Genomic DNA, 22,224 nt, shown 5'->3' on the forward strand with positions numbered 1-22,224 from the left:
ACGAGGAGTCTCCACCTAATCCGGGGCGCGTCACTCGGTGTGGTGGCCGCGGTGGGACAAGGCAGATCCTGCGCGGCGCAGGCGAGTGGGCCAGCAGCAATTGACGATAAGCGCCCTGCTGTCTATGAGACCCGCCTGTCCGTACCGGAAAGGCCTTGACGGCGCCACCCAGGGTTACCTCGGAGGCGGTTGTCGAGTGTGGCTAGTAAGGAACTCGTCGACGAGGTGGATGCAGAACTGTTCGTCGTTGGGGGTGCCGGTGACGAGGCGGTTGAAGATGAGGGGCCCGATGAGCTGGGCGAGGGCGCTGGTGGTGTCGATGCGAGTGTGGAGTGTGTTCTGGGCGGTGTCGCTGGTGAGGACGGCGTCGAAGGGTTGGCGGTATTGCTCGATGATGCGGCGGCGCAGGGTGTGTAGGCGGGGGCGGTCGCTCTGCGTGGGGGTCGAGGGTGCTGGTGCGATGCTCATGCCGAGCCAGGACAGCACGGTCAGCTGCAGGGGGGCGTGGTCGATGAGGTGGGCTTGGTTGGTCAGCAGCGTGAGCAGTCGTTCGCGTAGGGGGCCGTGGGCGGGTGCGGGTGCGACGGGGGGCAGCAGGCGTTCGAAGGCGGCGGCGAGCAGTTCGGTGCCGGTGCCGAAGTGGCGGTAGAGGGTGGCGCGGGCGATGCCAGCGGTTCGGGTGACCGCGTCGATGGTGACCGCGTCGATGCCGCCTTCCGCCAGTAGCTGGGTGGCGGCGTCGAGCAGCCGTGCGCGGGAGCGCGCCAGCCGCGGGTCTTCGTCGGGAGTGCTGGGTGTGGGGGCGGCGGTGGACATCGATCTCCTGCGAACCCGGAGGACGGCGCGAACATGAGCAAGCTTAATCGAGAACCGGACTTGTGGAACTACTAGTCTAGGTCCAATACTGTCGGTTCACAAATGTCGAGTCTGGTAGGTGATCGTGTGGCGGAGCCGACCGGGGAACCCGGAGGAGTACGCCGTGGCTGGACGCTGGCGGTGTCGTGTCTAGCCGTGGCGTTGGTGATGGCCGGGGTGGCGTCGCTGATGACGGCATTGCCGGAGTTGGCAGCGGATATTGGGGCAAGCCAGACGCAAGCGACGTGGATTGTGGATGCTTACACCTTGGTGCTGGCGAGCGTCTTGTTGCCGGCGGGTGCAGTGGGAGATCGTCTCGGGCGGCGCGGTGTACTGCTGGCTGGGCTAGCCGTGTTCGCCGTGGGTTCGGCGCTGCCGGTGGTGGTGGATACTCCGACCGGGGTGATTGTGTGCCGGGCGGCTGCGGGGTTGGGGGCGGCCCTGGTGATGCCGGCAACACTGTCACTTCTGACCGCGGAGTTCCCTGCCCGGCAGGCTGCGCGTGCAGTGGGAGTGTGGGCGGGGTTCGCTGGGGCGGGTGCGGTGCTGGGCATTCTCGGGGCCGGGGTGGTGTTGGCGGTCTGGCCGTGGCGTGCGCTCTTCGTGGCCACCGCCGCGTTGGCACTGCTGCTGGTGGTGAGTGCCTTGTTCGTGCCGTCGTCACGTGAGCCTGCGGCGCCCGAGCTGGATGTCCCGGGGGCGGTGCTGTCGGCGGTGGCGGTGGGGCTGGTGGTGTTCGGGATGATCGAGGCACCCGATCACGGCTGGGACAGTGCGCTGGTTGTCGCATCGCTCGGCGGTGGGATGCTGGCGGGGGCGGGATTCGTGCTGGTCGAACGGCGACGGGTGGCACCGTTGCTGCAGGTCGAGTTTTTCGGTGATCGCGGATTCGGCGCTGGCGCGGTATCGCTGGTGGTGCAGTTCCTGGCGGCGTTCGGGGTGTTCTTCCTGCTGATGCAGCATCTGCAGCTGGTCTGGGGCTACTCACCACTGCAGGCGGGGTTGGCGTTGGCGCCGGTGGCCGCTCCGCTGGTAGTGGCAGCGGTACTCGCGCCCTGGGTGAGCGAGCGGGTGGGGCTGCGGGTGATGACCGGTGCCGGGCTGGCGCTGGTGGCTGGCGCGCTGGTCGGGATCGGCGGGCTGGGGGTGGACGAGAACTATCCGCGGCTGGTGGTGTTCCTCGGGGTGTTCGGGCTCGGTCTGGGCATCTGCGCGACTCCGGCCACCGCCGCCATCGTGCGCGGCGTTCCTCGCGCCAAACAGGGGGTGGCCTCCGCCGTCAACGACGTCACCCGGGAATTCGGCGCTGCAGTGGGGATCGCGCTGGCCGGCAGTCTACTCGCCAGCAGCTACAGCACCCATCTCGCCCCGACGATCACTCACCTTCCGGAAGAAGCCCGCGCCCACGCCAGTGATTCGCTGGCCGTGGCTCTTCGGATCGCCAGCGACACTCCCGCAGGGCCTGGTCTTGCTGTCGCGGCGCGGCGCGCCTTCGTCGACGGGGTCCACGACACCCTCAGCGCCCTTGCCGTGATTACCGCGGTCACGGCCGTCGCGCTCACGGTGTGGGCGCCCGGACGCAACCGCGGGCACACAGTGGAAACCCACGGCTGCGACGCTACCGACCCTGCGCTTGTCGCCGAACAGGACAGGAGTACCTCGTGACCGGACGACACATCATCAGCGATTACCCACACCAGGTGGCCGGGCACTGCGGGTCGGGAGCGCTGCGCGACCTGATGCACTGGGCCCAGCTGTCCTACGACGAGACGCCACTCGACGAAGGCACCGTGTTCGGCCTCGGCGGCGAACTCGGGTTCACCTACCTGCGCCACCCCGCCATGAGGCCACCGATCTACCTCGTGGGCCGAGGCCCCGACCTCACCGGCGGGTTCACCCGCCGTCTCGGGATCACCGCTACCCAACACGCCACCGACGATCCCGACGAAGGCTGGGCCTGGGTCCGCGAGGAACTCGACCACGGCTATCCGGTGCTGTGCTGGGCCGACATCGCTCACCTCCCGTACCTGCGGGTGCGGCTGAGCATGAGCCGCCACGACATCGTGATCACCGGATACGACGATCACACCCGAACCGCCACAGTCATCGACAACGACCGCGCCGACCCCCAACCCGTCCCCTACGACGCGCTCGCCCGCGCCCGCAGCTCCACCGGATTCCCCGCACCAACCCGGCACACCGGCTACCGCCTGCGCTACCCCACCCACCTCCCACCCCTGGCCAACACCGCCGCCGACGCCTGCCACGCCGCCGCCCGAGGCCTGCGAAACCCCCAGTCACTGGTTCCTGCCAGTCAACTCGATGGAGTGACCGACTGCCCGTATGGCGCCGGCCTGGACGGCCTCAGCGTCTTCGTTGACGACCTGCGGCGCTGGCCCGACGTGTTCACCCCCACGCAACTGGACACGGTGCTCACCGCGCTGGCCGCCTTCATCGACAAGGCCGGCACGGGCGGCAGCCTGTTCCGCCGACTGCAAGCCGACTACCTGCACTACCTCGCCCACCGCACCGGCCTGCCCATCGCAGGACAAGCCGCCGACCTCTACGACCAGCTCACCCAGCTCTGGCACGACCTCGCCCGCATCGCTACTACCGACACCTCCACTACCACCCGCGTCACCGCGCTCGCCGACACCGCGGAACATCTCCCTGAACTCGAACAGCAAGGCGCCGATCTGCTCGACCTCCTCGCCCGCGAACTCAGCCCTGACGCCCCGGAGAATCTGTGACCGCCCCCCATACTCCGCAACTACCGCCGCGCGGGACTCACCCTGGCCGCTAACCACTGGAGCACGCCACCAGCCACCCCACCACGCGGCACCGCCATCCTCCTCCACGGCGCCGGACAAACCCGCCACTCCTGGCACCACACAACCGCCCGACTCGCCGAGCACGGCTGGACCACCCTCACCCCCGTCCGCTCGCGGACACGGAGGGAAGTCCCGGCGTAGTTGGTCGGCGATCTGCTCGGGCTGAGCTTGCGGTCCAGGTGGGCCTGGATGACCGGGTGCAGCTGCAGGTTCGTGGTGATCTTGCGTGGCTTGGGGCGGGGTCGCCGGGCCAGTGCCCGGTCCTGCGCGGAGTAGGGCCGGTATGCCCACTTGCGGATGTCTCCCCGCGGCGGCATCCCGTTGCGGCGGATCTCCCGGCTGATCGTCGACGGTGATCGCCCCAGCTCCCGGGCGATTGTGCGGATCCTCGCCTGTCCCGCCACCGATCCGCGATGTAGAGACGTTCCTGCTGGCCAAGGTACCGAGAACACACATCGGGGTGCCCCGCCGGACGAACCGGTGGGGCACCCTTCGTGTTTCCGGTCGGCTGCCTTCCGTTGCGCCAGCGCTTGCCGGTCCGCGGGTTGATCCCCACGATCCGGCACGCCTCTTTGCTGCTGTACGCCTGCTTCACAAGATCAAAATACGCAGCACTGTAGGGCTCGGAGACGCCCGGGCAGTCGCTCGTTGTGCCGCTCAGCCTCGACGCCACCGATGGCGCGCTGCGCACGCGGAACCGTACCCGCCTCGTGTTGTGCCGCGCATCGTGCTCAGCGGCGCCATCTAGCTGCTCCCGAGGTCAGCTTCGACAGGGGCGCACCGGAGACCACGGTACGCGCCGGGCGGATGAGAGACCGCCCCCGCATCTCACGGGTCCGTCGACCGCGATGCGGGGGCGATCTTCTGTTCGGTGCCCGGCTCGAGGGGGGCGGCCAAGCCGGGTACCGCAAGCCATGGAGGGGGATCATGGCGTCGATGACTCTAGCCGACCAGACCCGCCGAACGGTCGTCGCGCGGCGGAACTGATCACAGTTTTGCTGCGGGAACACCGCGAGGAACTCACCGCCCAGCACGGCGACCCTGGCGTGCTGGTGTGCGCCTCGGGTGGTCGTGCCGAGCAGGCCCGCACGCTGCTGGAGAGCGCCGGGCTCGATCGGCTCAGCGTGCTGCGCGGCGGCATCACCGGCTGGGAGCAGCAGGGAGGCGAGCTTAACCACGGCCGGGGCACCTGGGCCATGGAGCGGCAGGTGCGGCTGGTCGCTGGACTGCTCGTGCTCACCGGCGTCGTGGCCAGCACCGCCTACGAACCGCTGAAGTGGGTCGCCGGCTTCGTCGGCGCCGGTTTGACATTCGCCGCGGTGAGCAACACCTGCGCCATGTCCCGCGTGCTCGGACTGCTGCCCCACAACCGCACTCCCCGCACGGACGGTCGCGCCCTGCTCGAGGCCCTCACCGGCGGGGGCGGGCCGCGCGGCTGAGGGCTGCTCTCTGGCAAGTGCGTGCACGGCGTTGGCGGCGGCGGTGGCGGGCGATGAGTCCGCCACCGGGATAGGTGGTTTCGTTGTTGTTGGCAGTGGTGTTCGGCGCCGTGATCGGGTTGGCGCTGGGACTGCTGGGTGCGGGTGGTTCGATCCTCGCCGTGCCGGCGCTGGTCTATGGCGTCGGGCAACCCTTGCAGATGGCGATCCCCACCTCGTTGGCCGTGGTCGCGCTGTCCTCGCTGGGCGCGCTGATGCCCCGCGAGCGGCGCAGTGCGGTGCGGTGGCCGGTGGCGCTGGTCTTCGGCGCGGCCGGCATCCCGGCCGCCTTTGGTGGCGCCGCGCTCGGCAAGCTCTTCCCGCAGCGCTGGCTGTTGCTGGCCTTCGCCGCGCTCTGTGCTCGCCGGCGCGTCGGTTGGTGTGCTTACCGGACTGTTCGGCGTCGGCGGCGGATTCATTATCGTCCCCGCGCTGTCATTGCTGCTGGGCTTGGGAGCGCAGCAAGCGGTGGCGACCTCGTTGGTGGTCGTCTTAATCAACTCGGGAGCTGGACTCGCCGCGCACGCCGGCTCGATCGCGACCATCGATTACCGGGTCCTGTTGTTGTTCGCAGGCACGTCTCTGGTGGTTTCTATCGTGGCCGCTCGGCTGTCGGCACGGCTGGACTCGTCAACCGTGCGCCGCTGGTTCGCTTTCGTGGTGCTGGCCGTCGCGGTCTTCGTCGCCGTGGCCGCCGTCGTCAACCCCTCGGCTCTCGGATGAGGACCGCCCAGGCCGAATCGACAACTCTCTCAGGAAGAGAAAGGGAAGGTGGAACATGTGTCGTCGCGTTGAGTGCCGCACGTGCGGCAAACCGACATATGCAGGCTGCGGCCAGCACGTGGAACAGGTGCTCGCGGGAGTACCGAAATCCCAACGATGCGACTGCGCCCCGAGCGCCCAACACGGAGGCATCAGTGGGTTCCTGCGGAAGCTCATCGGCCGCGATTGACCGAAATGCCAAGAACGTAATGGAACGATGCACTTGAAGGAACGCCTTTCGCGGTTCTTCTGACGTGTTCGCTATTGATCGAAGGTTGCGCCCGACACCGCGTCTCTCGACTGACAGCACGTCTCCGCGCAGCAGAAGTGAATTGCGCCCGTTCTTCCTGCTTCACCATGTCGGCTTCCCGTCGGAGACGGGCTGTCAGGTCGAAGACACGACAGCCCTTGACCAGGCGCGAGAACAGCTTGATTGCGAAGCCCAGTACACGTAGCCGGGCACGTTGGCTCCTTCACGTTTCTCGGTCAATGCCGTGTGGCATTCCCGTGCAGGGCCTGGATTACAGGTCCGCTTAACCGGGTAGGCCCGCCATGTGCCCGGAGGAAGGAGGCGGGATGCCAGCGGACCGCATGAGTACGGATGGGGCGAGTACGGCAGCGGCGAGCCTACGAGGGCCGGGCATTCTCCTGGGCGTGGGGCTCGGTGGTTTCGTGGATGGCATCCTGCTGCACCAGGTCTTGCAGTGGCATCACATGCTGACCAGCACGAACACCGACAACGTCGGAGTGCGGTACTACGATCCCGAGACTGTTTCGGGTCTCGAAATGAACACCGTGTGGGATGGGCTGTTCCATACTGTGTGCTGGCTGTTCGTCTTGGTTGGCCTGGCGCTTCTCTACTCCCGCGTCACACACCGCCGCCGCCAAGTGTGGACCTCGCGTGTGTTGTGGGGCTGGGTTTTGGTTGGTTGGGGGGTGTTCAACCTCGTCGAAGGCATCTTGGACCACCACATCCTGGGTATCCACCACGTCCATGGCGGGCCTTATCAGCTGTGGTGGGACATCGGGTTCCTCGTCTTCGGCGCGCTGCTGGTCGCCGGTGGCTACCTGCTCCAGCGCGGCGGACAGCCGCTTGATTCCGACGTTGGGAGTGCTCAGCCGACCGAAGGGCGCACCTGATGAACCACCACGACCACGGAGCGGGCGGCGGCATTGTGGAGGTCTTGCTACCCGTACTTGCTCTGCTCGTGATCGGTGCCGTCTATCTATCCCTGGCCCGCCAGGCCCGCCGCAGCAACCCTGTGCAGGGATGGAGCCGCTGGCGCACGGCCAGCTTCCTCACCGGGCTCGCCGTGCTGGCCGTCGCGTTCCTGCCGCCCGTGGCGCCGTGGGCCTACTCCGACTTCCGAGGCCATATGACCCAGCACATGCTCATCGGCATGTACGCCCCGCTCGGCCTCGTACTCGCCGCCCCAGTCACCCTCCTGCTGCGGACGGTGCCCACCGCACGCGGCAGGCAACTGACATCCGTACTGCACAGCGGCCCTGCCCGGGTACTGACCCACCCGGCGACCGCAATGTTGCTGTCCACCGCCAGTCTCGCCGTCCTCTACTTCACTCCGCTCTACAACGCCACCACGGCACATTCGGCCGGGCACTGGCTGCTACACGTCCACTTCCTGATCTCCGGCTGTCTGTTCGCTTACGCCATCGCCGGTCCCGACCCGGCACCGGCCCGGCCTGCTGTGCGCACGCGCCTGGTGTACCTCGGCTGCGCCATCACGATTCACGCCGTTATCGCACAGCTGATGTACGGCGGCTTCTGGGTCGACATCCGCGCCCCGATCAACGAGATCCAGAACGGTGCAGAAATCATGTACTACTTCGGCGACATCGCCGAACTCCTCCTAGCCGCCGCGCTCGTGGCTACCTGGCGCCCCGAGCGCTCTCAGAGAACCGCCCCGCACAGTGGGGTCGGGGCCAAGGCATAGTCACTGGGTCGCTCCTGTGCGCGCAGTGGTTGCAGCGCAGCGAATTCGAAGGCGAGAAAAGAAAGTCGATCGGCGGGGCGGCCAGTAGAACATTGGTCAGACCCCGAACAGAAAGCCAACTACACCACCGCATGTGAACTGACACGGGAAAGGCGCTCGTACAAGCTGACTCCAAGGGTTCGGTGCGGAGTGGGGCCTGGCCCTACTGGCAGGGCTCCCACTCCGGGACCCTGCACGCCCGGCTGCTGACCAACTCGACCAGGGTGCTCGACCTCAGTTTTCTCCCTGGTGTCGTGGGCCACCGCGGCGGCGTCCGGATCTTTCGCCCTCGCCACGAACCTGCCCCTGCGCACCGTGCTCGCCACAGCAGCGGGCGGGCTGCTCGCGGGCTACGGAGCCCGGCTCGTCTACGGCAACGTCGGCTCCTACTTCGGTGGAATTGCTTTGTTCTCCCTGCACGGGTGGATCTGGGCATTCGCCGTGCTCGCGGTAACCTGGCTCGGGCTCCAGACGCGGAGACTCCTTGGCCTCGGTGTCCCCAAGCGGACCGACTCGGTCTGCTGAGGGACTGCTGTGCGTGCATGCTGGGGCCGCCGGGTAGTCATTCTAGGGAACGAACCGATCACCCGAGGAGGGCCGAATCGTGGACTACGCGCTGTCTCGGACGCTCGACGCCCCGTATGCGGAGGCCGTGCCCAAGGTGAAAGAAGCATTCCAAGCCCATGGTTTCGGCACGCTCACCGAGATCGATGTGCAGACTACGCTGAAGGACAAGCTGGACGAGGACATCGAGCCCTACGTCATCCTGGGCACGTGCAATCCACAGCTGGCGCACCGCGCGCTGGACGCGGAACGCGAGATCGGGCTTCTACTGCCCTGCAACGTCGTGGTCCGCGCCCAGGATAACGGTCGCACCCTGGTCCAAGCACTTGATCCGCAGGTCATGGTGACCGTTCCCGAACGGGAAGAGCTGCGTCCGGTGGCCGACGAAGCAGGGCGCCGCATCCGGGAGGCCCTCGACAGCCTCGGGTAGCCCGCCCATCGCGGCATCGGGAAACGCTTACTCGACGGCTGTCAAATCAAGAGCATGTCACTGCTCGAACAAGATCTCCGCTCGCAGGCGACAGCCCTGATCGACTCCGCCATCCCCGCCGAAACCTGGGAAACAGCCGTCGGCCAACTCCTACGCCCGGTTTGCTGCGCTCATGAGCGACACAGAACCCAGCACCACAGCGTTCCGAGTCCGTCTGGGGCTGACCACATTGGACCTGGTCGGCGAGCGATCCACTAAAGCGCCATCACGCAGTTGAGACAGACGGTCGTCTCCGCTGCGCTCTCCGACGCTTACGCCGCACGCGAAGCACTGAGTAACCAGACGCTCTGTGCCTACCTCACCACTGAACAAAGACACCAACTCGCCGCCGTACTCACCGTCTCAGGCCTCGGTCAACGAACGATGTCCGCAGGCCAGAACCAGGACATCAACACCGCGGTCCACCACGCCGAAGATCATTTGCGGACGCTGAGTAAGCCTCGATGACGGGCATGCGGCCCAGAGGTGTTGTTTAGGGCGAGACAACGAGCGCAACTCCGAATGCCAGTGCCGTCCCGTTGGAGGACAGAGCAGAGTTGCGCAGCCAGCCCGGTTGCGACGTCGGGTCTGCCCAGGGACGTTCCTATAAAGGTCAAGTAGCCAGTGCGAGGTTCTTGAGGTCGGCACGGAGTGTGTAGTAGATCTCGCGTGCGATGTAGCGTTTGAGGCAGCGCATGATGTCCTTTTTGGAGAGTCCTTCGGCGGTGCGGCGGGCCGTGTAGGCGCGGGTGCGGTCGCAGTAGCGCATCCTCACGACAGCGATCATGTGCAGGGCTCGGTTTGCATCGCGGTCTCCGAAGGGGTTGAGCCGGTGCCGCAGTGTCTTGCCTGACGAGGCGGGAATGGGGTCGGACCCGCAGAGGTCGGCGAAAGCGGTTTCGCAGTGCAGTCTCGATGTTCTGGCCCGCGGTGGTGAGCAGCTGGGCCGTGTGGAGTGTGCCGACGCCGAGTAGGGCCAGTGTGCGGGGAGCGCTGCGCTGGACGAGGGAGGCGAGCTTGTTCTCGAGATCCTCGGCCTGGTTGGTCAGCTCCTGGATGCGTCGTGCGAGACTGCGCAGAGCGTATTTGGCGGCATGGACCGGGTCGTGCAACCGGGCAGGGTCGGGACGCCAAGTCAGGCATTGGCGCGCTTTGCCTTCCAGACCGCGGGCAGTGAGGCTCGCGCGAACAGCCTCGGGTGCGGTCAGGAGGATTTCGCTGAGCTGGTTGAGTGCGGCCGTGCGCGCTTTCACGGCACTGCTGCGGACTATGAGCAGCTGCCGGATCGATTCCACGACGCCGGTGGTGTCTTTGGGAGCCGTGGTGCACTCGCCGGCCAGGACCTTGCGGGCGGCCGCTTCGGCGTCGATGGCGTCGGTCTTACCTCGCCGGGATTGGGTATGGATGTGGGGCCGATTGACTTCGACGACGGTGATGCCGCAGGCCTGCAAGTACCGGGTAAGCCCGGCTCCATAGGATCCTGAGCATTCGACCCCGACCTTTTCGAGCCGTCCGTGCTGGTGTAACCACGTGGTCAGCTGCCGATAGCCCTCCGCGGTCGTCGGGAACTCGCTGGCTGCGAGCAGTCGGCCACGGTGGTCGATCACGGCCGCGTGGTGGTGTCGGCGTGGCAGTCCACGCCACCGATGACATCGCTCGTGTCCGTCATGCTGCGGTGTCGCCTTCCTTTTCAAGCGGCGACCCGGGTGCCGGGACGGGCGGACACAACAATGACGAGGCAGCGGGTGGCGCAGGTTCCTATCAGGTCACATCCGTCCGGACCGGTCGCCTGAAACGACTTATCCGGTACGGTACCGGCGCGGGACCGACGCGTCCCTAGAAGGACACCCGGAGGGTCAGTTTAGTTGCAGGTCAGGTCCCGAACCGACGCCTTCCGCCATCATCATTGTTTGGTTGAACACCTTGACCTGCCCCAGAGTCAGAGTGTCAACCGAAACCTGGGCAGACCCAGCTGGGAATGTCGTCGCTGCCGGTTGTAGAAGATGAGGAGAACCAACGGCTCCGCGGCCAACTCGCGCGGACTCACGGAGCTCTGCGCGCGGCCAACACCGGTCACGTCTGGACCGGCCGCGGCAAGGGGTGAGCTCGCTCGTCCCGCACGCTGGTTGCCCAGGTCGCCGGGAGTGTTGCGTAGCCGCGGATAGGGCCGGAGTGAAGCCGCTCCGGCCCTTTGGCGGGGTCGAGTTGCCAGTCGGGGAGCCGGTCGAGCATCTCTGCCAGGGCGACTCGTGACTCGAGCCGCGCCAGTGCCGCACCCAAGCAAAAGTGGATGCCGTGGCCGAAGGCGACCTGTCGTTCAGGCTTGCGGGTGATGTCGAGCCGATCGGGGTCGGCGAACACGCGGTCGTCGCGATTGGCCGAGCCGAACAACAGCAAGACTGTCTCCCCGGCTCGCATGCGGTGACCATGTCGTGTCAGGTCACGAGTGAGGGTGCGCGACAAGCCCTGGGCTGGCGAGTCATAACGCAATAGTTCCTCGACCGCGTCCGGGAGCAAGGCGGTTTCGCTGGCTAGCCGACGGCGCTGGTCTGGGTGTTCGGCAAGGTGCACGGCGGAGTTGCCGAGCAGGTTCGTAGTGGTCTCATGACCAGCCACCAGCAACAGAAGACAAAAGCCCAAAAGTTCGTCATCGCCCAGCCGGTCGCCGTCGACCTCTGCCTGGACCAACGCCGACACCAGGTCTTCCCTCGGGTCGTCGCGGCGCTTCTGGATCACCTCGGAGAAGTACTCATACAGCGCAGCGGCAGCCGCCAAGGAGGCATCGCGCTCCTCGGCCACCATTGGATCTCCCTGCACCATCGAGGATGACCAGGTGCGAAACTGGTCGCGGTCCTCGCGGGGCACCCCCAGCATGTCGGCGATCACCATCGCCGGCAGCGGCCCGGCGAAGTCACGCACCACGTCACCCGAGCCAGCCGGAGAAAGCTCATCCAGCAGCTCGACGGCAAGGCTGCGAATCGTTGGCTCGAGCGCCGCAATCCTGCGCGGGGTGAACGCCCGGCTCACTAGCTTCCGCAACTGTGTGTGACGTGGAGGGTCCATCATGATCATCATCGGCAACAGCGCATCCATAATGTCCGGACCCTGGCCCGCTGCATCCCTCGTAGGGAACACGCCGTTGATCGAAGAGAACACCTCAGGGTGGTTCAAGGCGTCCTCGACGTCGTCATAGCGGCTCAGAACCCAGCATCCACGGGTCTCACACCAGTAGGTTGGATGCTCGTCTCTCAGGCGGCGGTAGATCGGATACGGATCGTCGTGCACGGCTGGGTCAAACGGGTCGTAGAGCTCCACCATGGCTGGGCCTCACCTTCCTGGGCGCCGGGACGGCATTGCACCGCAAGGTTAGACTGCTAGTCTAAAACCTCAGCTCAAACTGCGAAAGGGAGTCACTGTGCGCCGCGTTCCCGCCCAGATCGCCGCCCGCCTGCCAGCGGCTGCCGAACTCTTCGCAGACCGCGGGCTCGAGGACACCAAAGTCGAGGACATCGCCGCCGCGACCGGGGTGCCAAAGGCGACGCTCTACTACTACTTCGCGGGCAAGGAAGAGATCCTGGCGTTCCTCTTCCAAGACACTTTGCAACACATGGCCGACGAGGTCGCCATGGCCGTGCAGGCTCCGGATTCCGCGGCGACCCGATTGACCGCGGTCGTGGACGCCCAGCTGCGAGTGATGGCCGATCAGCCCGCCGTCTGCCAAGCCCTCGTGGGAAACCTCGGCCGGGCCGGCCGCATCCCCGAGATCGCAACCGCCATCACCGATGCCTACTACACGCCGGTGCAACAACTTCTCGACGAGGGCGTACGCGACGGATCACTCCGCCCTACCGAGGACCCAACGACCACAGCGATGGTCCTCTTCGGCGCAGTCACCATCAGTGCCCTCTCATATCTGGCCACCGACCGACCGCTCAGCCCCGAGAGCTTGAGCCCCTCGATCCTCGCCGTGGTCCTAGAAGGGCTCCGCTCTTCAGCAGACCAAGCGATCTGAGTTCGTTACGGACACCTGTCCGCGGCGCAGATGTCCTGTTCGCGCCCTCGCCACGCCGCCCCATACGCTTTTATCGACCAGCATGGCGGTCTCCACGATCGACTCCGCGGTGGCGGTGGTCTCGTCGGCGCCGAACCGTAGCGCGAAGTCGCGGCCATGCCGGTAGGAGACGTAGGCCGCGCCCACGGCCACCAGCAGCGTGCACGCGCACTGCAGGTGCAGCGATCGATCGGGGAGGGGCTTGATGTGGATGGTGTGCTGGTCATCGGTCGTCGATCTGTTCCTCGGACAGACTGCGTCGCCGCATCGGGACGCCGTGGAGGTGCAGGATCGTGCTGACGGTGCGGCGCTCGATGCCGTACTGATCACCCAGCTCGTAGACGGTGGCGCCGGACTTGTAGCCTTCGATCAGTTGCTGCACCTGGTCGTCGGGGAGTCGCCGGGTGCGGCCGGGCTTTGCCCGCTTCGGTGTCGGTTAGGACGGTGTAGCCAGGTCCGGCAGCTTCATTTGCAGTGTTTCCAGGGCGCTGACCTGGTCCTTTGTGTTCGAGTAAGCTCCCCCAGCCTCCAGCCTGGCGAGGCATGCAACCTGGTTCAGGCCCGATTGGCGACGGCGGGGCCGTTTTGGCGAGAAGGAGGCTGCTGGAGGGGAGTCAAGGTGCCTCGTGCGAGGTTTCCGAGACCACTCGGACCTAATCAGCTTTCCCGGCGGATAGGGAGCACAGTTGGACGAAAGGGTCATGGCCTGCGATAACACGGGGACGTCAGATCAGTCCTGGTAAACTCCTTTACTGCGCTGGTTAGACTTCACATCGACCTGGGAAAATGGGCTTGAGCATGCCGGTGAGTTCCCACTTGACTGGCAGTTTCGGCGCCACCATGAACATCTTCGCCGCGTGAGCGGTGGTCACACCGTCCTCGACGATCCAACGAGCTAGCCGCAGCGGCCCCTAGGTGGGTTTATGACGTGGACAGAGCCGGTGCTAGCAACCTCTCGCCCAGTGCCTGGTTTCCGGGTCGCTAGCTGCGACGGATGTAGCGGTGGTTCGGTTTAAGCTGATTCGCAGGCCCTGCGGGCCACTTGGAGTGAGTACCTCTGAGCCGAGGTCGTCCACGATGGTCGGGGGTGGAGCAGTTGCGGCGCAACCGAGTTCGGGAGGTGTCAACTCCGTATGCCTGCCGGTTGGATCCGCGTGACCTCGCTGCTGCGGAGAAGATTGCCGATTCCGCTCCTGCGTTGACCAGTGAGGCGGCTGCTGTGCTGGTTGCTCTCCTTGGCAGTCCCAAGCGGTCGGCAGCTTGTCGGGCACATCGCCGTCGGTCCGGTGGGTCTGCCCAGGGTTTGGTTGATACCTGATGTGTGAGGCTTCGGCCTCGCTTGGAAGGATGTCTGTCGTGCCCAAGCCTTATCCGCAGGAGTTTCGTGATGACCTGGTCGCTGTGGCGCGTCGTGGCGAGGCTCCGTTGAAGCAGGTCGCCAGCGATTTCGGGATCTCGACCGGTTGCCTGGGCCAACTGGATGCGTGCTGCCGAGGTCGCCGAGGTGACGGGGTGCCCTTCACGGCCGACTCGGGAAGGGGAAGTTCCCGCAAGTTGTTTACCGCGGGGCTATTTTCTTGCGGTCCTACGATCGTTTGTCCGTCTGCGCCACATCAACACGAAAAGCACCTCAAGTGCTGCCTTGCGACGTGCGGGTTTCTTGGTGAATATGGCTACCGTTGCCGCTAGTGCGATCAATGTTAAATAGATCGCTCCCGCAATTCCCGATATTCCCGGCATGGCGGTGATGGAAACGGGGGTCATTGCGAATCCTCGTTGTGCCTCAGGTTGCCTGCTCTCCCTGTTGAGGCACCTCCGCTCATCTGTTCTTTCTTCCAGAGTGTGAGCAGGCTGTCGGGGAATTCTTCCGGATTCGAGTCAACGTTTTTGTGGCAGGCTGGACACAAAAGAAGAATGTTGTCGTCTGTGTCCGAAAACGCATTCGGGATTGTTGGGTCGTGGCGAGGGCCAGAGGGTGATGCTGAATAGATGTGAGCGTAGCGGAAATTGATGATCGTGGTGCTTGCGTCAATGTACCTGTAAGTGGGCTCCGTGCACTCAGGATTTGCGCACTTGCTTGCTGTTGGAAACGGACGTTTTGCTGTTCGTCGCGGAACTGATTGAGCTGCCTGAAGGGCTTGCCGGTACGAACAGCCGTATTGTGCCTGATACGCCCTCGCTGCGCGCTTCCGCGCTTGGTTTACCTTCCGCTTCGGGGAGGAGTCACCCATGATCGCCTCCACGGGAGCCCACGCCACCCGCACGAGGTCGGGTAACCGGCGCTGCCGTCAGCGACGACTTGTCCTCATCGTCACCAGCTGCGTGGGAGCCAGGTGACTCGGAAGGGGCCCGCGTTCTGCCCGCTCTCGATTATAGCGAAGAGCGCGAACGGCTTCGATCAGCGGGTTGGTCGTTCTGAAAAGTTGCAGGTCAGAAGATGGATGACGGCTTCCCATGTATCTACGGGCCGTCGTCAACCGTGCCTGTGGCATTGTCGATGGTGGACTGGCCGGGTGTGGTTCGGATATGTCGGCGACTCTGCGTGCCCTAATTAACTCACGAGCCGAGACGGTTGGTTGAAATCGATGTCAACGGTGTCGCTCATCAGAGCCCATCGACCCCGCCGATTGGCTTGCAGTGTGACTGTGCAGAGCGCGGCCACAGTTGCTCGCTGCACATCGAGCGTTTGATCAAGAAAGCGCTGTCCAGCGTCGTCGGCGTCGAACAAGTATGTCAGCTGATCAGTACGTCCTAGCGATGCCAGTTCGGAGTTGACTTCCGCCATCCGGCTTTCCAAATGGTCAGTTGCTGTCCTGACTTGACCTGCGGTCAGCGCCCCAGTGGCATATTCCACGCCGAGCGAATCAAGGCGTTTCCGCAACCCGTGAGCCTCAGTGCGCAACTCGGCTGCCCGTGATTTCTGCCCAGTTTCCGCCAATAGTTCTGCGACGTCATCGCGCCGCAGCCGCTCGGCTACGGTGGTCAATACGAATGCATCTACCTTGTCGGCGTGTCGCGAGTTGTGGCCTGTTGCGCGGCACCGGTAGACCCGGCCGTCATCCCGGTAGTTCACTCGCATATCGGACTCGTTGCACACACCGCACCGGTAAAGCCCGCCGCCCATCCACCGCCGTGCCGTGCCGTGGTTCTGACGGCGCTTCGGATCGCTCAAGAAATGAACGGCCGCCTGCCATGTCTCTTCGGAAACGATCGGCTCCCAGGCCGTCTCGACATTGAGTCGTTCGCCCTTGTAGAAACGGATGCCCGCGTTGCGGGGATTGAGCAGCATGGCGCGGACCTCGGTGCGGGTGAACTTCCCCCCGCGGGTCGTGCGGAATCCTTGATTGTCGAGTTCGCGGGCCAGCGACACGAGCGTCTTCCCCGCGAACAGCCCGTCATACGTGGCGAGCACTGCCGCCCGCTCCCGCTCGATCTCGTCCTCGGGCACGGTGATGCGTTCGCGGCCGAGTGGGGTGTCGATCCAGTGTCGGCGCGGGTGGCCGAACGCACCCCGCGTCGGCGGTCTGCCGGCCGTCGCCGCCGCGGCCGCGTCGCGTGCGATCCGGCTGGACTGCTTCCCCGACTCGTACTCGGAGTCGACCGCGTCCTCAAGCAGTGAACGCCGGTCGCGAGGATTCCGGGGGTTGTAGGTGCGGCCGTGAGTGGTGACGTGGACGAACTTGCCGCGTTCCTCCAACAGGTCGCACAGCAGAACCCACTCTCCGACGCGGCGGGAGCCGCGCGAGGACTCCCAGATGATCAGAGCGTCGGCGCTGAAAGTGCCCGATTCAAGATCGGCGATGAGCTGGTCGTACCCCTCGCGCGCCTTCTTCGTGTACCGGGAAGCTGAGATGGACCGGTCTTCGTACGCTTCGCCGAGCGTCCATCCGTTGCGGTCAGCGGCGGCCACGTTGTCGGAGTGCTGTTCCTGGTTGGACTTGCCGCGGCCAGAGCGGTCCTGCGAAACGCGCAGGTACTCGCGTGCTGTCCGGATCTCGCTGACATCCATAGCTAAACATGGTACTTGGCGACAGTACGGATGCGTCTACTGCTTCGCGCGGCGCACGCACACCTACCTGGACCTGGATTCCGGGCGCGATTTCGACAGCAAGATCGTGGTGAAGGTGAATGCGCCGGCGTTGTTGCGCAGGGAGTTGGCGAGTCCGCGGTGGGCGGGTGAGTCGATCGCGATGGGCACCAACACCGATCCGTACCAGCGGGCGGAGGGGCGCTACCGGTTGATGCCGGAGATCATCGCCGCGCTGCGGGATCGGGCGAATCCGTTCTCGATCCTGACCAAGGGCACGTTGATCCTGCGTGACCTCGACCTGATCGTGCAGGCCGCGCAGCGGACCAGGGTGTCGGTGGCGACGTCGATCGGGTCGGTGGATGAGGCGTTGTGGCGGGAGGTGGAGCCAGGAACACCGTCGCCGCTGCGGCGGCTGGACGTGGTGCGTCGGCTCGCCGGGGCGGGCGTCGGTTGTTCGGTGTTGATGGCGCCGATCCTGCCGGGGCTCAGCGATGCGCCGGAGCAGATCGATGCGACGGTGGGGGCGATCGCCGAGGCGGGCGCGGTGAGCGTGACGCCCATCGTCCTGCACCTGCGCTCTGGGGCGCGCGAGTGGTTTCACGAGTGGTTGAGCGCCCGGCGGCCGGACCTGCTGCCTCTCTACGAACGTCTCTACCGAAATGGCGCCTACACGCCGAAGTCCTACCAGCGGCAGGTCGTCGACCTGGTGGAGCGGGCCAAGGAGCGTCACGGAATGACGCGCCACCAGCAAAGACCGGAGAACTTCCGAACGCAGCAGGAGAATCCCTTGCAGTCCGATGCCGATCGGGAGAGAGCGCGCCAGCTTGCCCTGCTGTGATGCCGGGTGGTGAGGCCACGATGGCAGGTTTTGACCCGCACCGAAGGCGATTTGTTGTCGATTGGCCAGAAGTCTTCAGCGCGGCGTCCCGGTCACGCGATCACCCGGTGCGGAAGAGGGAAATCGCCGCAGGGGCTCGGACACCGCAGGCTCGCGCCGCGTCCGACACGAGGTCAGTCGTGAACCCGGCCATGTCCAGTGACCATTCCGGCACGCGGCAACTGAGGTGCACCTCCGTGACGTCCTCGCCCAATAGCCACCGCCCGTGAAACATCTCGGAATCGGGGAGCCCCGAGGCCGGTGCATCCGGGGCCTCGACAGCGACCGTGGACAGCGACCGGGCTTCCATCTCGGAAGCAAGACCGGCCGGGTCGATTTCTCCGTTCGCCGGCGTGCGCACGGAGATGCCGACTGCCTCCGGCTGCCCGTGCTCGACCATGGTGAACCACTGGTGTGAGGTGGCGAAGTGCTCGTTGTCGAGGATGTCTGCGCCCAGCGGGAGCACTGCGTGGACACCGCGCAGCTCAAACCGACCGATCCTGCTCAAGACGTCACCCAAGCACGTCATCGCTTGCCAGACGGGCACTCGCCCGCGTTCGTCCAGGAGCCCGGCCTGCATCCAGGCCGCTTCACGCACCTCGCCGTCCTGAGTCCAGTCGCCCCCCGCTTCGTGTTGGTGCCAACGGACTCCGGCATCTGCCCGCACCCCGAACTCCGCCAGCCCCAGCGCGACACTGCGCTGGACCAACAGACCGTACACGTCCTCGAATTCGCCAAGCTCCCACTACCTCACCACCGACGGACGCAATTTCAGACGCCCGTGCAAACCGGTGATGAAAGCCGGGTAGTTGCCAAGCGTCTTCGATGTCGTCATGGATGGCATGGTAGCGGCCTCTCGTGGGTAATGAGGACGTTCGAATCGTCCACGACGACGCTCAGCGCTTTTCGTGCGGTCATGTTTGCGTCGACTCTCATTCTTGACTCCGGACTTTCGTCGACTACCCCAAAAGAGAGACAGAGGTCCACGCCAACCAGGTATCTCGATTTTCAGCGCCCCCTGCAAAGATAGGCTCTCAGGGGGAGTTCATGAGTGGTCCCTATTCCGCGAATTTCCATTACCATTTTTCACGCTTCAACAAGGTAAGTGCGCGAAGACACCACAGGGCGCGGTCGACGGAGTCTCTTCGCACCATCTCCTACTTGCCCTCCCTGCGAAAGCGTCCGGCAATACACCGTCGCCGCTGCGGCGGTTGGACGCGGTGCGGCGGTTTGCGGAGGTGGGTATCGGTTGTTCGGTGTTGATGGCGCCGATCCTGCCGGGGCTCAGTGATGCGCCGGAGCAGACCCGTTCACGGCGCGGCGAACGCGGGCGCCGCGTGCTCGTCAATAGACTTCTCCCGGGAGGGACGGCATGACCATTACCACCGTGTTCGCCGGCGTTGCGAACGTCCTCGTCACCGACGGCTCGTCGTCGGTTCTCGTCGACGGGTTCTTCTCGCGGCCGTCGTTGCCGCGAATGCTCGCCGGACGAGTCCGACCGTCCCGTTCGCGGATCGACGAGGCGCTGGCCCGGCTCGAGGTCGACCGGCTCGACGCCGTACTCGTCTCGCACTCGCACTTCGACCACGCGCTGGACGCCCCAGTCGTCGCAGAACTGACCGGGGCGGAACTCGTCGGCACACCCTCCACGCGGATGATCGCGCGTGGCTACGGCCTCGAGCGGGTCCCGTTCCGCGAGCTGCGCGACGGCGAGCCCTTCACGGCCGGCGCCTTCACGGTAACGCCCGTGCACGCGCTGCACAGCGAAGGCGACCGCTTCCCGGGTGAGATCAACGAGCCTGTCACGCTTCCGGCGAAATTGAAGGACTTCCGGACGGGTGGCTGTACGTCCTTCCACATCGCGCACCCGGATGGCACGGTCTTCGTTCACCCGACGGCGAACTTCATCCCAGGCGCACTTGCGGAGTACTCGGCCGACGTCGCGTACGTCGGCGGCGGCACCGCAGGCGTGAAGCCCGTGTCTTGGATCGAGGACTACTGGCGCGAGACCATCGGAGCGCTTTCGCCCTCGGTGGTCCGCCCGGTGCATTGGGACGCTTTCTGGCGGCCGTTGTCGAGGCCCCTGCGACCGCTGCCGAAGCGGGTCGACCGACTCGACGTGACGATGCGGGAGTTCACCCGGCTCGCCGGAGCGGACGTCGACCTGGCCCTACCGGAGCTGTGGCAACGCGAGACACTCCGGCGGTGATCCCACCGATCAGCTGATCGAGCATCAGTCCCCACCGTCAAGCTCGACGGCTGTCTCCTCACGGATCCGCCTCTTGCGGACCTTCCCGGTCACCGTCATCGGCAACTGGTGCGTCCGCAGTGACCGGAGAACTTCCGCGAGCGGCAGCGCGACCCGCCGCGGTCCGAGGCGGAAGCGGATCGGGAACGTCGGCTCGCGCTGCTGTGAGGGGTGGGCGCTGCGGGGGGACGTCTCGCGAGGGCCCAGGTTGCCCGCTTGTTGGTGATGTCACTCGTGCTGGGCCGCAGGCATCCTCGACCGCCGACTCGCGTCTTCATGGTCGAGGACACCCCATCGATCAGGAGGCATTCATGGCCATCACGTCGAAGTTCCCGCGCGTCGTCACCGCCACCGCGCTCAGCGGTCTGCTCGGTGCGGGTGCGCTGCTCGCGGCGGGCGCGGCGAACGCTGCGCCCGACGAGTACCCCTTCTGCGTTCCCGGCGATCTGAACGCCTCGGTGGCCGAGATCCCGTCGCCGAACGGCGAGCGGCTCTTCGCCATCGAACTCGCGGCGAAGCCTGGCGTGTCGTGCCAGGTCGAGGGTGCGCCGTCGGGCCTGACGTTCTTCAACCGCGACGCGGTGCAGGACGTGCCGGTGATCGCCCCAGACCCGGGTTCGGCGCAGCCCCACACGATCGACGAGCAGCACCCCGGCGTCGCCTACGTCGCGGCACCGGCCGCGTCGCCCCAGCCGCTCCCCGTCTCGTCGGTCACGTTCACCCTGCCCACCGGTGGCGGGATCAGCGCCGACTGGCCGAGCGCGATCGACGGCCCGGTGCGCCTCGGCAACATCGGGCCCGGGGTGAGCTGATTCGCGCGGCGTCCCCTCCGCGTGGGCTCGGTGCTCGCCTCCCGTGTGCGCATAGGGTGGGTGCGAGGAGGTGGCCATGGAGGGGACGCGTCCCACCATCGCGGACGTGGCGCGCGCCGCCGGGGTGTCCCGGACGACGGTGTCGCACGCGCTCAACGGCGTGGGCAAGGTCGATCCCCGCACGCGGGAACGGGTCGCGCAGGCCGCCGCCGAGCTCGGCTACCGGCCCAGCCTGCGAGCGCAGCGGCTCCGTCGCGGTGAGTCGCGGACGATCGGGCTGGTGTCCTCGATGCCCGTCGCGGTCGCCGGTGGGCCCTCCCGGCTCGGCTTCTTCATGGAGGCCGCCGCGGCGGCGGCCGAAACCGCGCTGCTGCACGGCTTCGCGCTCGTGCTGGTCCCGCCGGTGGAAGCGGACCCACCGCTGAACACGCTCGACGTCGACGGTGCGATCGTCGTCGAGCCGGGCGAGGCCGACGTGACGACGAATCAGCTTCGAGCGCGCGGGCTTCCGATCGTGGCGCTGGGACGCCACCCCGGGGCCGACGTGCCGCACGTCGACCTGCACGCCGCAGCGGTCGGTCGCCTGCTCCTGGAGCACCTGCGGGAGCAGGGTGCGCAGCGGATCGCGCTGATGATCGGCACCGGCCGCCGTCACTCCTACGTGGACGTGGAGCGGACCTACCGGGAATTCGCGGCGGAACAGGGCCTTCGGCCGCTGGTCGTCACGGCGGACGAAGGCGGCGGTGAGGACGCCGGCTACCAGTCCTGCCTGAAAGTCCTGGAACAGGATCCGGATGTCGACGCCGTCTGCGCGATGGTGGACGCGTTCGCGGTCGGAGCGGTGCGCGCGCTGACCGACCGCGGACGCCGCGTCCCCGACGACGTGCTCGTCGCCACCCGCTACGACGGCCTGCGGGCCCGCACCTGCGAGCCACCGCTCACCGCGGTTGACCTCCACCTCGGCGACGCCGCCGCCCAGGCCGTCGAGCTGCTCATCGCCAGGCTCCGCCGCGACACAGAGAAGACCGAAGCCTCGGTCCCGGCACCGGTTCTCGTCCCGCGCAGGTCGTCGCTGCGGTGATCGGTTTTTTGGGGGGGCCTTGCAGTATCACCTTGCTTGGCGGTGCGGGTAGCGGAACCTCACACGCCGTCTGGACTCTGTGCGCCACTCCTTTTGTATGCCAATACACGGCGTCGCGGCGTACTCACCCAGACGACGTGTGAGAACCCGCGGCGGTGCGGGCTGAGTCCCACAC

The 22,224-nt window shown here is 66.1% G+C and carries 17 protein-coding genes and 5 pseudogenes; 14 read left to right on the forward strand and 8 right to left on the reverse strand.

All coding sequences use genetic code 11. The features are described from left to right. Nucleotides 1–174: 174 nt before the first annotated feature. Nucleotides 175–816, reverse strand: coding sequence for a TetR/AcrR family transcriptional regulator (locus ACYVF3_RS05005; RefSeq protein WP_363794790.1), 642 nt, complete (start codon nt 814–816; stop codon nt 175–177). A 195-nt stretch (nt 817–1,011) separates the two neighbouring features. Between ACYVF3_RS05005 and ACYVF3_RS05010 the strand changes: the two genes are divergently transcribed. Both ACYVF3_RS05010 and ACYVF3_RS05015 read left to right on the forward strand, forming a co-directional pair. Further along, on the forward strand, nt 1,012–2,520 hold the full coding sequence (locus ACYVF3_RS05010) for an MFS transporter (RefSeq protein ID WP_363794792.1): 1,509 nt from the start codon (nt 1,012–1,014) through the stop codon (nt 2,518–2,520). After that, nucleotides 2,517–3,605, forward strand: a complete 1,089-nt coding sequence (locus ACYVF3_RS05015) for a BtrH N-terminal domain-containing protein (protein ID WP_363794794.1) — start codon at nt 2,517–2,519, stop codon at nt 3,603–3,605. The genes ACYVF3_RS05010 and ACYVF3_RS05015 overlap by 4 nt, the downstream gene beginning before the upstream one ends. Before the next feature lie 195 nt (nt 3,606–3,800). Here the strand turns inward: ACYVF3_RS05015 and ACYVF3_RS05020 are convergent. After that, a pseudogene (locus ACYVF3_RS05020) lies at nt 3,801–4,299 on the reverse strand (transposase); the annotation flags it as partial. A 382-nt stretch (nt 4,300–4,681) separates the two neighbouring features. On the opposite strand from ACYVF3_RS05020, the gene ACYVF3_RS05025 reads away from it, so the two are divergent. The 6 genes and pseudogenes from ACYVF3_RS05025 to ACYVF3_RS05050 all read left to right on the forward strand — a co-directional run bounded on the left by ACYVF3_RS05025 (nt 4,682) and on the right by ACYVF3_RS05050 (nt 8,911). Further along, the gene (locus ACYVF3_RS05025) at nt 4,682–5,125 is read left to right on the forward strand and encodes a rhodanese-like domain-containing protein (protein ID WP_363794796.1); all 444 of its coding nucleotides are present in this window, start codon (nt 4,682–4,684) and stop codon (nt 5,123–5,125) included. Between the two features lie 83 nt (nt 5,126–5,208). Beyond that, nucleotides 5,209–5,887, forward strand: a pseudogene (locus tag ACYVF3_RS05030) (sulfite exporter TauE/SafE family protein). Between the two features lie 630 nt (nt 5,888–6,517). Then, the gene (locus ACYVF3_RS05035; RefSeq protein WP_363794890.1) at nt 6,518–7,066 is read left to right on the forward strand and encodes a DUF2243 domain-containing protein; all 549 of its coding nucleotides are present in this window, start codon (nt 6,518–6,520) and stop codon (nt 7,064–7,066) included. After that, nucleotides 7,066–7,878 (forward strand): cytochrome c oxidase assembly protein, encoded by an 813-nt coding sequence (locus ACYVF3_RS05040; RefSeq protein ID WP_363794798.1) that lies wholly within the window; start codon nt 7,066–7,068, stop codon nt 7,876–7,878. The genes ACYVF3_RS05035 and ACYVF3_RS05040 overlap by 1 nt, the downstream gene beginning before the upstream one ends. 288 nt (nt 7,879–8,166) lie before the next feature. After that, nucleotides 8,167–8,442: a YeeE/YedE thiosulfate transporter family protein gene (locus tag ACYVF3_RS05045; RefSeq protein ID WP_363794800.1), complete on the forward strand. Its 276-nt coding sequence runs from the start codon at nt 8,167–8,169 to the stop codon at nt 8,440–8,442. 79 nt (nt 8,443–8,521) lie between these two features. Further along, complete coding sequence (locus ACYVF3_RS05050; protein WP_363794802.1) at nt 8,522–8,911, forward strand: DUF302 domain-containing protein; 390 nt, start codon at nt 8,522–8,524, stop codon at nt 8,909–8,911. A 652-nt stretch (nt 8,912–9,563) separates the two neighbouring features. Here the strand turns inward: ACYVF3_RS05050 and ACYVF3_RS05055 are convergent. From ACYVF3_RS05055 to ACYVF3_RS05065, 3 genes and pseudogenes are all read right to left on the reverse strand, one after another. Further along, nucleotides 9,564–9,980 carry a transposase gene (locus ACYVF3_RS05055; protein ID WP_363794892.1) on the reverse strand — a complete coding sequence of 139 codons (417 nt, stop codon included), beginning with the start codon at nt 9,978–9,980 and terminating at the stop codon, nt 9,564–9,566. 235 nt (nt 9,981–10,215) lie between these two features. Next, nucleotides 10,216–10,557 (reverse strand): annotated as a pseudogene (locus ACYVF3_RS05060) (IS110 family transposase); the annotation flags it as partial. Between the two features lie 466 nt (nt 10,558–11,023). Beyond that, nucleotides 11,024–12,268, reverse strand: a complete 1,245-nt coding sequence (locus tag ACYVF3_RS05065) for a cytochrome P450 (protein WP_363794804.1) — start codon at nt 12,266–12,268, stop codon at nt 11,024–11,026. A gap of 97 nt (nt 12,269–12,365) precedes the next feature. Here ACYVF3_RS05065 and ACYVF3_RS05070 point away from each other — a divergent pair, with 97 nt between their 5' ends. Then, a complete protein-coding gene (locus ACYVF3_RS05070) occupies nt 12,366–12,962 on the forward strand; it encodes a TetR/AcrR family transcriptional regulator (RefSeq protein ID WP_363794806.1) in 597 nt (198 codons plus the stop codon). Between the two features lie 268 nt (nt 12,963–13,230). Here ACYVF3_RS05070 and ACYVF3_RS05075 read toward each other — a convergent pair. Then, nucleotides 13,231–13,533 (reverse strand): annotated as a pseudogene (locus ACYVF3_RS05075) (hypothetical protein); the annotation flags it as partial. Nucleotides 13,534–14,357: 824 nt separating this feature from the next. Between ACYVF3_RS05075 and ACYVF3_RS05080 the strand changes: the two are divergent. Next, nucleotides 14,358–14,477, forward strand: a pseudogene (locus ACYVF3_RS05080) (transposase); the annotation flags it as partial. Nucleotides 14,478–15,552: 1,075 nt separating this feature from the next. Here ACYVF3_RS05080 and ACYVF3_RS05085 read toward each other — a convergent pair. Next, a complete protein-coding gene (locus ACYVF3_RS05085) occupies nt 15,553–17,010 on the reverse strand; it encodes a recombinase family protein (protein WP_363794808.1) in 1,458 nt (485 codons plus the stop codon). Between ACYVF3_RS05085 and ACYVF3_RS05090 the strand changes: the two genes are divergently transcribed. Beyond that, nucleotides 16,940–17,869: a radical SAM protein gene (locus tag ACYVF3_RS05090; RefSeq protein WP_461153088.1), complete on the forward strand. Its 930-nt coding sequence runs from the start codon at nt 16,940–16,942 to the stop codon at nt 17,867–17,869. The two genes, ACYVF3_RS05085 and ACYVF3_RS05090, sit on opposite strands and share 71 nt — an antisense overlap. A gap of 100 nt (nt 17,870–17,969) precedes the next feature. On the opposite strand, the gene ACYVF3_RS05095 is transcribed toward ACYVF3_RS05090, so the two are convergent. Beyond that, on the reverse strand, nt 17,970–18,629 hold the full coding sequence (locus tag ACYVF3_RS05095) for a hypothetical protein (RefSeq protein ID WP_461153021.1): 660 nt from the start codon (nt 18,627–18,629) through the stop codon (nt 17,970–17,972). Between the two features lie 651 nt (nt 18,630–19,280). Between ACYVF3_RS05095 and ACYVF3_RS05100 the strand changes: the two genes are divergently transcribed. From ACYVF3_RS05100 to ACYVF3_RS05110, 3 genes are all read left to right on the forward strand, one after another. Further along, a complete protein-coding gene (locus ACYVF3_RS05100) occupies nt 19,281–20,117 on the forward strand; it encodes an MBL fold metallo-hydrolase (RefSeq protein ID WP_461153022.1) in 837 nt (278 codons plus the stop codon). Nucleotides 20,118–20,467: 350 nt separating this feature from the next. Continuing rightward, the gene (locus ACYVF3_RS05105) at nt 20,468–20,968 is read left to right on the forward strand and encodes a hypothetical protein (protein ID WP_461153023.1); all 501 of its coding nucleotides are present in this window, start codon (nt 20,468–20,470) and stop codon (nt 20,966–20,968) included. Nucleotides 20,969–21,044: 76 nt separating this feature from the next. Beyond that, nucleotides 21,045–22,049: a LacI family DNA-binding transcriptional regulator gene (locus ACYVF3_RS05110; RefSeq protein ID WP_461153024.1), complete on the forward strand. Its 1,005-nt coding sequence runs from the start codon at nt 21,045–21,047 to the stop codon at nt 22,047–22,049. Nucleotides 22,050–22,224 lie beyond the last annotated feature (175 nt).

The sequence above is a fragment of the Saccharopolyspora tripterygii genome, assembly GCF_054778355.1.